This window comes from Bacteroides pyogenes (assembly GCF_014196225.1).
In the GTDB taxonomy this organism is placed as follows: domain Bacteria; phylum Bacteroidota; class Bacteroidia; order Bacteroidales; family Bacteroidaceae; genus Bacteroides; species Bacteroides pyogenes_A.
In genome coordinates this window covers 19,188-33,190 of the sequence record NZ_JACIDI010000004.1, presented here as the reverse complement: position 1 = coordinate 33,190, position 14,003 = coordinate 19,188, and the positions used below count along the sequence as shown (strand labels likewise).

Here is a 14,003-nt window from a genome sequence, read left to right as displayed (position 1 = left end):
GCTCCGCTGTATATATATATACATCACAATCGCATCTTCGGTGGGAGGCTCACTCCATGCCAAAGATGCGATTCAACGGTTACCGTCAAGGTAATTCTACCGCAACTCCTTTATTTATTTTTTGCAGCAGCTTTTCTTTGCGCCGGCATTCTTAGGACACTCTTTCTTGCAATCCTTCTTCGTGCACTCTTTCTTTGCGCAATCTGACGGATTCTTGCAGCAGTTGCCCGTTGCTTTCGTGCATTCGGCCTTCGTCTTTGTGCATTCCTTCTTCGCACAGTCTTTCTTCTTTACTTCTTTCTTGCAGCACTTGTCGGCCTTTTTGTCGCACTGCTCTTTCTTTGCGTCGCACTTCTTCACGTCCTGAGCCTGAAGGTTGGCTGCTCCGAAACACATTACAGCCGCAAGGCCGGCAGCAAAAATAAACTTTCTCATACCTTTTTCTTTTTTTGATTTTACCAATAATAAAATTAACCGGACAGCCTTAGAGATGCCCTGTAGGAAAAAACGTTTTTTACCCCCAAATATGTTGCGCACAAAATCTTATTATTTGTTAAGACAAAAACGAACTGAACAGGCAAACGAGGCCCAATTGCGTTGGAACCTCCAATTGAAAACGGTTCACTGCTTGCCGGCAAACGATATCTGTGCACAAAAAGAACATGCCACCCCGATACAGGCCCAAAGAGCTGAATGCTCAGAAAGCATGATTTGCCTTTTTCGGGCAACAATCGTGAAGCACGTCAGGAGAAAAAAGGAGGCGCCTTCGCATACGGCTAAATCACTCCGCGTATACGGTCGTCGAAAGCCGAAAGCGCAGCCTTGGCTCCCTCGCCCATCGAAATGATGATTTGCTTGTAGGGCACGGTCGATACGTCGCCGGCGGCATAGATGCCCGGCACATTGGTGCGGCAGTGCGAATCGGTCACGATTTCTCCCATGCGATTGGTTTCCACCACATCGCGAAAAGCGGCGCTATTGGGCGAAAGGCCGATCTGCACGAACACGCCGTCCAGCTCTGCCAGACGCTCTTCGTCCGTGCGGCGGTCTTTGACGCGCAATGCCGTGAGTTTGTCGCCATTGCCCACCACTTCCGTGGTCTGCACGTTGACAAACACCTCTACGTTGGGCAGCGTTGCCAACTTCTCCTGAAGTACGCGGTCGGCCTTCAGCTCGCCCATGAACTCAAACAACGTCACCTTCGAGCAGATTCCCGCAAGGTCGATGGCAGCCTCCACTCCGGAGTTCCCACCACCTACCACAGCCACGTGCTTGCCTTTATAGAACGGCCCGTCGCAATGAGGGCAGAAGGCTACTCCCCGTCCGATATACTCCGCTTCGCCGGGCACATTCAGCCTTCGCCAACCCGCTCCCGTGGCAATGATCAGTGCAGGAGCCAGCAGCCGCTCGCCTACTGAGGTAACAATTAGCTTGTCTGCTTTCGCCGCCTGCGGACTTTGATCTGCCGCTCTATCTGCGGAAGCAGACGCCCGGTTTTCCGGCTCCACCGTTTCCACGCTCTCGATGCGGCGATGTTCGAGCAAATCTACCGGATAATGCGACAAATGCGTACGCAGGTTATCGGCCAATTCCCTACCGGTCGTTTCGGGTACGGAAATCAGATTCTCTATGCCTACCGTTTCCTTCACCTGACCGCCGATGCGTTCGGCAACCATAGCCACCTTCAACCCCTTGCGCGCGGAATAGATGGCGGCAGACACCCCCGCCGGACCGCCTCCTGCTATAATCACGTCGTATCTCTTTTCTGCCGTATCTGCGAGAGACGGTTCTGCTCCATAGCGTTCTTCGAGCTTCGCCAGCAGTTCGCCCAACTCGCCGCGCCCTACATGCAGCAACTTTCCGTCGGCAAACACCGAAGGCACACCCTGTATCTTCAGCGCGTCCACCTCTTCCTGATAGAGAGCGCCGTCTACCATCTGATGAGAAATGGAGGGGTTCAGCACGCTCATGAGATTCAACGCCTGCACCACATCGGGGCAATTGGTACACGTAAGAGAAACGTAGGTCGTCAGCGCTACAGGTCCCTTCAACGCTTTTATCCGCTGCGCCACAGCCTCATCGGGAAAGTTCTTTCCCTTTCCGTCCAGATTGAGGACAGCCAGCAGCAAGGAAGTGAATTCGTGTCCGTTGGGAATGCCCCGGAAGCTGATGCCCGAAGGCTCTCCGTTTTTCAAGATATCGAATTCCAGCCGGTCGGACTCCTGTACGTGGCAACTCAGCCGCTCGGAACAAGCCGCCACTTCCTCCATCATTTCTATCAACTCTTCGCGGCTCTCATGCCGGGCAGACACCCTGATGTCAAAAATGAAATCGGACTCCAAGGCGGCGAAGATGGTCTTTAACTGTTCTTTCAATGCAATATCTAACATATCTGTTGCGCTTTATCGAAAAAAGGCCGGCAGCGTCTCGCGCCATCGACCTTTTCTCACATTTACATGATTACCTGTTATCAAATCTTACCAACCAAATCGATGCTCGGCTTCAAGGTAGATTCTCCTTTTTTCCATTTAGCCGGACAAACTTCTCCTTCGTGGCTTGCCACAAACTGGGCAGCCTCTACTTTGCGGAGCAGCTCGGAAGCGTCGCGGCCGATGTTGTTGTCGTTCAGTTCCACCACCTTAATCTGTCCTTCGGGGTTGACAACGAAAGTGCCGCGGTAAGCGATACCCTCCGATTCGATGTACACGCCCAACGCACGGCTCAGCGCACCTGTGGGGTCTGCCAGCATGGGGTATTGAATCTTACGGATGCTTTCGGAAGTGTCGTGCCAAGCCTTGTGCACAAAGTGAGTATCCGTGCTTACGGAGTAAACCTCTACGCCCATCGACTTGAACTGTTCGTATTTCTCAGCCATATCCACCAACTCGGTAGGGCATACGAACGTGAAATCGGCAGGGTAGAAGAACAGGATGGCCCATTTGCCTTTCAGGTCGTTGTTGGTCACTGTCTTGAAAGCGCCGTTATGAAAAGCCTGTACGCTGAATTCCGGGAGATAAGAGTTTAAAATCGGTTCCATAATCTTTTTATTTTTTAGAGTTCTACTTACATTTATTTTTTTATCCTGATGCAAAGATAACAAGCAGAAAACCTTTATCGAAGAAAAAGCCAATCGAATAAATCTATCCTCCGATAGATACGATTTATTAAAGAACGCGGATTAACACAGCCTTATGCGATTCGGTAGCGAATCGTCGGGTAATGCTGTATCAATCCGCATTTGTCTGCCGTCTATGATCGAACTCCGGCTACACCTTTCGGATCCAGGCGGGTAGCAGATCAGTAACGGTTGCGGTTGTATCCGCCGCCGTTTCCGCCACGCGAGCCATATCCTCCGCCGCTTCTTTCCGTACGGGGACGCGCCACGTTCACGTTGATCGTTTTACCGTCGAAATCGGTTCCGTTCAATTCGGATATTGCCGATTCGCCCTGCACGTCGTCCGGCATTTCAACAAACCCAAACCCGCGCGATCTGCCGGTTTCTCTATCAGTGATAACGTTAGCAGAAGCCACTTCTCCATACTGCGCAAATAACTCCTGTAAACTTTCACTCACCGTGCGAAAGTTTAGATTTGATACATAAATGTTCATCTTTTTTTCTTTGTTGTTTATTATTAATTATCGGTTACCTTTGTCGACAAGAACGATGTTGACGGCATTCATGCCCTTCTGACCGCGTCCCAGCTCGAATGTAACCCTATTTCCCTGTTCGATGGAAGCCGGTGCGTTGCTGATGTGAAAAAAGTATTTCTCCGTGCTGCCGAGGTCTTTTATAAAACCATAGCCTTTACCGGAGTTGAAATGTTCCACACGCCCCTGCATCACTTCCTCTTCCACCTCTTCCTTGACAGGAGTAGAAACCGCTATGTCTTCCACATCGATCTCCTGCCTCTTGCTCATGTCCGGAGGCGTACTCGTAATATTTCCGTTTTCATCCACGTAGGCAATCATATCCTCGAAAGAAGCGCTTCCTTCGGCTTTACGCTCTTCTTTACGTCGCTGCTTCTCCAGTCTTTTCTGTTGTTTCAGTTTTTCTTTCTCTCTTTTATTGAATGATATCGCCATTGGCTCTCCTTTTCCTGTTTTATGTATTCGTAAATTACGCCGATACCGGCACTACCTTCAGCTTTTTCCCGATCAGCTTCTGAATGCTTTTAAGTTTCGCGTCCTCATCCTGCGAGCAGAAAGTCAGGGCGGTTCCGCTGTTTCCGGCACGACCCGTACGGCCGATACGGTGCACATACGTTTCCGCCACATCGGGCAGATCGTAGTTTATCACCAGTTCCAGATGAGCTATATCGATTCCCCTTGCGGCAATGTCGGTGGCTATAATCACGCGCGTCTTTCCCGATTTGATGTTGCCCAACGCCCGCTGTCTGGCCACTTGCGTTTTATTTCCGTGAATGGCTTCGCAGCCGATGCCTTCTCTTTTCAGAATTCTGGCGATTTTGTCCGCCCCGTGCTTGGTGCGCGAGAAAACCAGCACAGTCTTTTCCTGTTCTTTCTGCAACAGATGAACAAGAAGTTTGCTCTTCTGCGGCTTCTCCACCCAATACAGATTCTGCCTGATGGTATCCACCGTAGACGAAACGGGAGCTACTTCCACTTTTACGGGACGGTGCAGCATCGTCGCCGCAAGATTCGCGATGGCATCGGGCATGGTTGCCGAGAAGAAAAGCGTCTGACGCAGCTTCGGCAGCAAGGGAATCAGGCGTTTGATGTCGTGCACAAAGCCCATGTCGAGCATGCGGTCGGCCTCATCGAGCACAAAGTGAGCCACAGCGTCGAGCGTCACATACTTCTGCTTTATCAGGTCGAGCAGGCGTCCCGGAGTGGCGACCAGCACATCGACTCCCGCTTTCAGTTTCTCTACCTGGCCGCTCTGTTTCACGCCACCGAATATTACGGTATGCTTCACATCGGTATGCCGGGCATAATCTCTGAAGCATTCGTCTATCTGAATCGCCAGCTCGCGTGTAGGAGTCAAAACAAGCGCGCGTATCTTTCTCTTTCCCGTTGTTGCGGGTTTCCGGTTGAGCCATTGAATGACCGGTATGGCGAAAGCCGCCGTTTTACCCGTACCTGTCTGGGCGATGCCCAGCAAGTCGCTACCGGACAGGGCAACCGGTATAGCCTGTTCCTGAATAGGTGTCGGCTTTTCGTATCCTTTTTCGGACAGAGCCTTCAATACAGGCTCCTGTATGTTTAATTCTTTAAATGTCATAATGCTGCTGTATCGATATACAGTCTTTTTAATTTACAGATTGATGCAGGCAAGAGAGAAGCGCGAAAAACGAACACAACGGAATGGGATGATGTACTTTCGCAACCTGCCGGCTTATATAAACAAGGAAGTTAATTGTGAAGTCGGTTTGACGATGAGAAGCGCTGCCAAACAACGGCAGATCGAAACATGGCTAAGGAAGATACAATATAAACTCAATTGTTTTACGGCACAAAGGTAGACAATAAATCGGACTATCCGGCCATATTATGTTATTTTATGAGAATAACCGGTGTTTTTCCACCCAACATACCAAATATGCAAGCATATCTTTTCGCAAGTCGCCTTTTCCTCCTATTTTTGTCCTGTCAATACAAAAACGTTCTCTTGACTATGAAACATCCTCTCTCACAATTCGGATATTGCCCCAAATGCGGCTCCGCAGATTTCGAAACCAACGATGAGAAATCGAAGAAGTGTGCCGGATGCGGCTTCGTATATTACTTCAATCCCTCCGCCGCCACCGTAGCCCTGATTCTCAACGAACGGCAGGAACTGCTGGTTTGCCGGCGCGCGAAAGAACCCGCCAAAGGAACCCTCGACCTTCCCGGAGGCTTCATCGATATGGATGAAACGGGCGAAGAAGGTGTTGCGCGCGAGGTGCGGGAAGAGACAGGACTCGAAGTGGAACAGGCCTCCTACCTGTTCTCGCTTCCCAATATTTATATCTATTCGGGGTTTCCCGTACACACGCTGGACATGTTTTACCTTTGCAAGGTGGCAGGCGACGGTCGGCTCTCTGCCATGGACGATGTGGAAGAGGCTTTCTTTATCCCGATCGGGCAAATACGGGCGGAGGAGTTCGGACTCGATTCCATACGAAAAGGACTTAAAAAATTCTTATCGGGCGGTCTATTCGTTAATTTATAACAAATAGCCGATACATATTCCCCTTTTTGGGTTTTATTAAGTCAGGGAATACTTAATTTACCATCCGGAGATTCTTCCGACGGAAGATCCGGTTTTATTTAGTGCAAACACTTCGATTATGAAAAAAGAAATTATCCGGCTTGTGTGTGCTGCCCTGTTCAGTGTATCTGCAACGGGCTTTGCGCAGACAAACGAAAAGATCACTTCCCCTTATCATTTATATAAAGAAGGGAAAGCCTTGTTTCACGAGAAACACTATGCCGCCTGTGTGCCGGCATTGAAAGCATTTGTAAAGCAGATGCCTTCGGAAGAGTATCGGCAGGATGCCGAATATATGCTGGCGGCAGCGGCTTATGAACTGCAAGACAAAAACCGTATCGGGATTCTCAGGAAATACCTGAACCGCTATCCCGACACGCCACATGCCAACCGCATCTACGGACTGCTCGCTTCGTGCTATTTTTACAACGGAAACTACGATGAGTCGCTGGCGCTTTTCAATGCTACGCGCCTCGAACTGCTACCCGACGAAGAACGAGGCGAACGCACCTACCAGTTGGCAACGGGGCAGCTGAAAACGGGTAATCTGAAAGAGGCGGCCGTATGGTTCGAAACCTTGCGGAGCACAAGCTCCCGCTATTCGGAAGACGGCAACTACTACCTCTCTTATATCCGCTATACACAAGGAAGATACCGGGAAGCTCTGGACGGATTTCTCGCTCTGCAAAACAACGCCAAGTACAAGGCACTCGCACCTTACTACATCGCAGAGATTCACATCATTCAAAAAGAGTACGACAAAGCGTTGAAGGTGGCGCAGAATTATCTGTCGGCTTATCCCCGGAACGAGCATACCGCCGAGATGCACCGCATCTCGGGCGACGCTTATTATCATCTCGGGCAATACCAACGGGCAACCGAAGCGTTCGGCCTTTACTTAAACCGACATCCGGACACTCCTCGTCGCGACGCGCTTTACCGCTTAGGCATCTCCTACTATCAAACGGGAGTTTACTCGAAAGCGGCGGAAGCGTTGGGCAGAACGACCGCAACGGATGATGCCCTGACACAGAACGCCAATCTGCATCTGGGGCTTTCGTACCTGCAACTGGCGGAAAAGAACAAGGCCCGCATGGCATTCGAACAGGCGGCTGCATCGGATGCCAACCGGCAAATCAAAGAACAGGCGGCATACAACTACGCGCTGTGTCTGCACGAGACTTCCTACTCCGCTTTCGGAGAGTCGGTGACAGCGTTTGAGAAGTTCCTCAACGACTTCCCCACATCTCCGTATGCCGAAAAGGTAAGCGGATACCTGATAGAAGTGTATATGAACACACGCAGCTACGAAGTCGCCTTGAAATCGATCGACCGCATCGCCCGTCCGAGCGCACGCATGCTGGAAGCGAAGCAGAAGATTCTGTTCCAGCTCGGAACGCAGGCGTTTGCCAATGCCGACTTCGAACAAGCTCTCCAGTACCTGAACCGGTCGATTGCTCTCGGACAATATAACCGCCAGACAAAAGCCGACGCTTACTATTGGTGCGGAGAGTCGTATTACCGCCTCAACCGGATGACGGAAGCCGCCCGCGACTTCAACGCCTATCTGCAACTGACCGCGCAAACCGACAGCGAAACGTATGCGCTCGCCAATTATAATTTAGGTTATATCGCTTTTCACCGGAAAGCCTACACGGAGGCCAAAGATTATTTCCTGCGGTTCGTCCGGCTGTATAAGGCAAACGACCGAACTGCCCTGGCAGACGCTTACAACCGGCTCGGCGACTGCCACCTGCACGTGCGCCGCTTCGAAGAGGCCAAGCAATACTACTCCCAAGCCGAACAGATGAACACTCCCTCAGGCGATTATTCGTTCTATCAGCTTGCGCTTGTGTCGGGGTTGCAGAAAGATTATGCCGGAAAGGTGACGTTGCTGAACCGCCTCACCGGCAAATATCCTTCTTCTCCGTATGCCGTAAACGCCCTTTACGAGAAAGGCCGCTCGTATGTATGGATGGACAATCAGAACCAAGCTATCCAGTCGTTCAAAGAGTTGCTGGCCAAATATCCCGAAAGCCCGATGAGCCGGAAAGCTGCCGCCGAAATCGGACTGCTGTATTACCAGAAGGGAGATTACAGCCAAGCCATCGATGCTTACAGGCAAGTGGTGGAGAAGTATCCCGGAAGCGAAGAAGCACGAATGGCGATGCGCGATCTGAAATCCATTTATGTCGACCTGAACCGTATCGACGAATTCGCCGCGCTGGCAAACTCAATGCCGGGACACATCCGTTTCGATGCCAACGAACAAGACTCACTGACGTATGCCGCTGCCGAAAAGACATATATGCGTGGCAGACCGGAAGAGGCAAAGAACAGCCTGAACCGATACCTGCAAGCATTTCCCGAAGGGGCTTACAGCCTGAACGCCCATTATTATCTCTGCCGCATCGGACAGGAGCAGAAGAATTACGACATGGTGTTGCTGCATTCGGGCAAACTGCTGGAATACCCGAACAACCCGTTTGCTGAGGAAGCCCTCATAGCGCGTGCGGAAGTACAGTTCAACCAAATGCAGATGGCAGACGCGCTGGCGAGCTACAAGATGCTGAAGGAAAAAGCGAGCACTTCGGAACGCCGCCTGCTTGCCGAGACAGGCATCCTCCGCTGCGGGCATCTGCTGAAAGAGGACGCGGAAACCATTCATGCCGCTACCGCCCTGCTCGCCGAAGCCAAACTTACTCCCGAATTGAAGAGCGAAGCGCTCTATTACCGGGCAAAGGCATACCTGAACCGGCAAGCAGGCAAGAAAGCGACGGACGACTTGAGGGAATTGGCGAAAGACACCCGCAACCGGTATGGCGCGGAGGCCAAATATCTGTTGGCTCAATCGCTTTACGACGCGAAGGAATACGCCGCCGCCGAAAAGGAGCTGCTCGACTACATCGACCAAAGCACGCCCCACGCCTATTGGCTGGCACGGAGTTTCATACTCCTTTCGGATGTGTATGTCGCCACGGGCAAGCCGGTCGACGCGCGCCAATACTTGCTGAGCCTGCAACAAAACTACCGGGGGAATGATGACATCGGGAGAATGATCGAGAGCAGACTGAAGAAACTAACCCATTAAAAGAACCGACACGATGATGAAAAGAACTCTTTATATACTCGGAGGAGCGGCATGTGTCATGCTGCTGCCCCATAGCCTCCGGGCACAGAACGTACAACCGAAGGATACGACCGTGAGCCGCACCGTGGTTGTAGAGCAGGAATACAATCCCGACATACTCGATGCCGCGAAAGTGAACGTGCTTCCCAAAGTAGAAGCGCCGACGGTGGGAAAGAAGAGCGCGGAATACGCCACCACGCTTTTCCCCGCCACTTCCATCCCGGGATTTTCCATGAACCCTTATTCGGGAGAAGAGCTGCAACCGGCTTTCACACCCGGATACGTGCGCGCGGGATACGGCAACTATGGCAATCTCGATCTTTTTGCCAACTATCTGTTCCGTCTGTCCGGTAAGGACCGGCTGAATATCGGGCTGCAAGTGGATGGGATGAACGGAGAACTGGACAAGCTGTCTCAGGCGAACCCGGAAAGGAAGAAATGGGATGCCCATTACTACCGTACACGAGCGGGAGCGGATTACACGCACCTGTTCGACAGGTTCGAGCTGAACGCGAACGGTAACTTCGGACTGAGCAATTTCAATTACCAACCGGGGGGCATTCACGGCAAACAAAAATTCACTTCGGGGGATGTGCAGACAGGTATCCGCTTCACCGACGAAACCGCTCCTTTCCGTTTCAACGCCACAGCCGGAGTATTGATGTACGAACGCCGGCAAAACGGACCGAAACAGCCGGGGAATGAAGACTATGCCATCAAAGAAACCATCCTGCGCTTTGCGGGAGGTGTGACGGGGATGATAGGCGACCGACGGAACATCGGTATCGGTTTCGAGCTGAACAACTTTCGGTACGGAGGATACACGAAAGATCCGCACACGCAGGAAACATTGCTGAAAGGGTATACCGCCCTTCAACTAAACCCGTCATACGAGTTGGATACGGATGACTGGCGACTGCACCTGGGCGCGAAGGTCGATCTCTCTTTCGGTTTCGGAAGCTCGTACCGCATTGCTCCTGACGTAGATATACAATACGTGTTTGCCGACAGCTACGTACTGTACGCACGGGCAACGGGCGGACAGCGGATCAATGATTTCCGCCGGATGGAGCAGATCAATCCGTACAGCGAACTCCCGGTATCGATGGAAGCAGCGGGCGAACCGCGCATCGCCCAGCTTCGGGGCACTCATGAGCAGGTGAACGGATCGTTGGGATTCAAAGCCGGTCCCTATCCCGGACTATGGTTCCATGTGTACGGCGGTTACCAACGGCTGAAGGACGAAATCTTCACCGAATCCGTCACCATCCCTACCGGTGCGGAAGAGGCTTCTTTCTTCCATTTCGGACAGGCCGACGCCAACAACTTCTATGCCGGCGGAGAGGCGACATACGAATACAAAGACCTGTTTGCCGTATCGGCACGATATACCTACCGCAACTGGAAATGCCGGACGAACGAACACCTTTTGGCAGTGAAACCTGCCGGAGAACTCTCTTTCAATACGCTGTTACGCCCCATTGCCAACCTCACCCTGAAGCTGGGCTATACCCACATCGGGCGCAAAGAGGTGAAGAATTACATGAAGATGCAGGCGGTGAACGACCTCCATGCTGGAGCCGACTACAACCTGTTCAAAGGCATCAGCGTTTATGCCCGGGCGCACAACCTGCTGAACAAGAAATACCAGTATCATCCGGGTTATTCCGCCGAAGGGTTGAACGTTCTGGGAGGATTGAGCTTCCGCTTTTAAGCACAGGGGTTTCCACAGTCGACAAGAGGTCACTTGATGCGCGCGCAAAACCGAAGAAAGATGAACCGGAATGTTGATTCCGCAACAGGGATATACAAGCGCTCCGGTAAACATATATAGTCAGCGTGGTAGGCATATATACTCATGTATGGTAGATATATATGGCTACCACGGTGAGTATATATGGCCACCGAGGCGAATATATATTGAACGGTTCGGTAGGCAGATAAACCGGCATGACACGCCTTATTGCAACCCTCTTATACCTTATACAGCTCCTAATGAAATTCCTGTTGCTTGTTTACCATGAACTTCGTCTTATTGCAACTTTCACACCGTTTCCTAAAAGAAAGTCTTGCAACTGTTTATCATGAACTTCGTCTTAGCGCAACCCTCTTATACAACTCCCTCCCCCGAAAAAGCTTTTCGCAAGAAGTGTTTTCGGAATAAAAACAGTTGAAAAGGAACTTTTTTGATAAAAAAATCAGTTTCTCCGCTTATTTATTAAGGTAAGAGAATCTTTTTTCCTACTTTTGCAGCCGATTATTGCAATACAAGCTATTATAAAAGAAAGAATTATGCAGAAAAACCTTGTCATTGTCGAATCTCCGGCGAAAGCCAAAACGATTGAAAAGTTTCTTGGAAAAGACTTTAAGGTGCTTTCCAGCTACGGACATATACGCGATTTGAAGAAAAAAGAATTCAGTATTGACGTAAAAAAGAACTTTAAACCGACTTATGAAGTTCCGGAGGACAAAAAGGATTTGGTAGACACGCTGAAAGCAGAAGCCAAGAAGGCAGAAACCGTATGGCTCGCATCCGATGAGGACCGCGAAGGAGAAGCCATTTCGTGGCATCTGTACGAAGTGCTTAAGCTTAAACCGGAAAACACAAAGCGAATCGTCTTTCACGAAATTACCCAGGCAGCCATTCTCAAAGCCATCGAGCAACCGCGCAGCATCGACCTCAATCTGGTGAATGCCCAGCAGGCACGCCGCATATTAGACCGCATCGTAGGTTTCGAGCTCTCGCCCGTGTTGTGGAAAAAAGTACGCCCCTCGCTGTCGGCAGGCCGTGTACAGTCGGTGGCGGTGCGCCTTATTGTGGAACGCGAACGTGAGATACAGAACTTCGAAGCGGAAGCCTCTTATCGCATCACAGCCACTTTCCTCGTACCCGACACGGACGGCAAAACGGTAGAAATGAAAGCGGAACTGGCACGTCGTATCAAGACAAAACAGGAAGCCAAAGCTTTCCTCGAAGCATGCCGGGGAGCCACATTCTCCATCGAAGACATATCCACCCGCCCTGTGAAGAAAACGCCTCCGGCACCGTTCACGACTTCTACCTTGCAGCAAGAGGCGGCGCGTAAACTGGGTTACACGGTGGCGCAGACCATGTCCATCGCCCAGCGGCTTTACGAGTCGGGACTGATCACCTACATGCGTACCGATTCCGTGAACCTGTCGGAATATGCCATAGCCGGAAGCAAAGAGGCTATCGCCCGGATAATGGGAGAGAAATATGTGCACACGCGCCATTTCCAGACGAAAACCAAAGGAGCGCAAGAGGCCCACGAAGCCATCCGTCCCACATACATGGAGAATCAGACCATCGACGGAAAGTCGCAGGAAAAGAAACTCTACGACCTGATCTGGAAGCGCACCATCGCTTCGCAAATGGCGGACGCGGAGCTGGAAAAGACCACCGCTACCATTGCTATCAGTAACAATAGCGAGGTGTTTGCGGCTACCGGAGAAGTGATTAAGTTCGACGGATTCCTCCGCGTATACCGCGAATCGTATGACGACGAAAACGAGCAGGAAGACGAAAGCCGCCTGCTGCCGCCACTGAAGAAAGGTCAGCCTCTTGAACCGGGCTCCATCGTAGCGACCGAGCGTTTCACCCAACGCCCGCCGCGATATACGGAAGCAAGCCTTGTACGCAAGCTCGAAGAACTGGGCATCGGCCGCCCGTCTACTTATGCCCCTACCATCTCCACCATCCAGCAGCGCGAGTACGTGGAAAAAGGAAACAAAGAAGGCGAACAGCGAAAATACTACGTGCTCACCCTCAAAGACAACCGGGTGAAAGAAACCAGCCATACGGAAACCACCGGCGCGGAAAAAGCGAAACTCTTCCCCACAGATACCGGAACTGTGGTGAACGACTTCCTGACCGAGTATTTCCCGGATATCCTCGACTACAATTTCACCGCCAGTGTGGAAAAAGAATTCGACGAGATAGCCGAAGGCGAAGCCCAATGGACTTCTATCCTTCAGAACTTCTACACCCAGTTTCACCCCTCGGTGGAAAAGACACTGGCCATAAAGACAGCGCACAAGGTGGGCGAACGTATCTTAGGCGAAGAGCCCGGAACCGGCAAAACGGTATCGGTGAAAATCGGACGTTTCGGGCCGATGGTGCAAATAGGAAGCGCAGAGGATGAGGAAAAGCCCCGCTTTGCCCAGATGAAGAAAGGACAGTCGATAGAAACCCTTACGCTCGAAGAGGCGTTGGAGTTGTTCCGGTTGCCGCGTCATTTGGGAGAGTATGAAGGAAAGCCGGTGACTATCGGCGTGGGTCGCTTCGGCCCTTACGTACTTCACAACAAAGTGTATGTCTCGCTGCCCAAAACACTCGATCCCATGGAAGTGACTCTGGAAGAAGCGGAGCAGGTCATTCTGGAAAAACGGGCAAAGGAAGCCGAGCGTCACATCAAGCAGTTCGACCAAGAACCCCAACTCGAGATTCTGAACGGAAGATACGGGCCTTATATCGCTTATCAGGGCAAAAACTACAAGATTCCGAAAGAGTTAGTCCCCCAAGAGATGACACTGGAAGCCTGCATGGAGGTAATCAAGCAGCAAAGTGCAAAGGCATCTGCCTCTCCGCGGGCCAGACGTACGGCCAAAAAGAAATAAGAGCATCCCCTTGCTTTATCACTA

At 51.4% G+C, this 14,003-nt stretch carries 10 protein-coding genes; 4 read left to right on the top strand and 6 right to left on the bottom strand.

The window, feature by feature from the left end; all coding sequences use genetic code 11:
• Nucleotides 1-114 precede the first annotated feature (114 nt).
• The 6 genes from GGR07_RS03605 to GGR07_RS03580 form a co-directional block, all read right to left on the bottom strand.
• Nucleotides 115-435 carry a hypothetical protein gene (locus GGR07_RS03605; protein ID WP_034542763.1) on the bottom strand — a complete coding sequence of 107 codons (321 nt, stop codon included), beginning with the start codon at nucleotides 433-435 and terminating at the stop codon, nucleotides 115-117.
• Nucleotides 436-776: 341 nt separating this feature from the next.
• On the bottom strand, nucleotides 777-2,390 hold the full coding sequence (gene ahpF, locus GGR07_RS03600) for an alkyl hydroperoxide reductase subunit F (protein WP_021644884.1): 1,614 nt from the start codon (nucleotides 2,388-2,390) through the stop codon (nucleotides 777-779).
• 80 nt (nucleotides 2,391-2,470) lie between these two features.
• Nucleotides 2,471-3,037 (bottom strand): alkyl hydroperoxide reductase subunit C, encoded by a 567-nt coding sequence (gene ahpC, locus GGR07_RS03595; protein ID WP_039972510.1) that lies wholly within the window; start codon nucleotides 3,035-3,037, stop codon nucleotides 2,471-2,473.
• 260 nt (nucleotides 3,038-3,297) lie between these two features.
• Nucleotides 3,298-3,609: an RNA recognition motif domain-containing protein gene (locus tag GGR07_RS03590; RefSeq protein ID WP_021644886.1), complete on the bottom strand. Its 312-nt coding sequence runs from the start codon at nucleotides 3,607-3,609 to the stop codon at nucleotides 3,298-3,300.
• A 27-nt stretch (nucleotides 3,610-3,636) separates the two neighbouring features.
• A complete protein-coding gene (locus tag GGR07_RS03585) occupies nucleotides 3,637-4,083 on the bottom strand; it encodes a cold-shock protein (protein WP_021644887.1) in 447 nt (148 codons plus the stop codon).
• Nucleotides 4,084-4,117: 34 nt separating this feature from the next.
• Nucleotides 4,118-5,242, bottom strand: coding sequence for a DEAD/DEAH box helicase (locus GGR07_RS03580; RefSeq protein ID WP_021644888.1), 1,125 nt, complete (start codon nucleotides 5,240-5,242; stop codon nucleotides 4,118-4,120).
• 393 nt (nucleotides 5,243-5,635) lie between these two features.
• On the opposite strand from GGR07_RS03580, the gene GGR07_RS03575 reads away from it, so the two are divergent.
• From GGR07_RS03575 to topA, 4 genes are all read left to right on the top strand, one after another.
• A complete protein-coding gene (locus GGR07_RS03575; protein WP_034542708.1) occupies nucleotides 5,636-6,172 on the top strand; it encodes an NUDIX hydrolase in 537 nt (178 codons plus the stop codon).
• A 118-nt stretch (nucleotides 6,173-6,290) separates the two neighbouring features.
• Complete coding sequence (locus tag GGR07_RS03570) at nucleotides 6,291-9,302, top strand: tetratricopeptide repeat protein (protein WP_034542706.1); 3,012 nt, start codon at nucleotides 6,291-6,293, stop codon at nucleotides 9,300-9,302.
• 16 nt (nucleotides 9,303-9,318) lie between these two features.
• A complete protein-coding gene (locus GGR07_RS03565) occupies nucleotides 9,319-11,055 on the top strand; it encodes a TonB-dependent receptor (protein ID WP_122056683.1) in 1,737 nt (578 codons plus the stop codon).
• 578 nt (nucleotides 11,056-11,633) lie between these two features.
• Nucleotides 11,634-13,979, top strand: a complete 2,346-nt coding sequence (topA, locus tag GGR07_RS03560; RefSeq protein ID WP_039972512.1) for a type I DNA topoisomerase — start codon at nucleotides 11,634-11,636, stop codon at nucleotides 13,977-13,979.
• Nucleotides 13,980-14,003 lie beyond the last annotated feature (24 nt).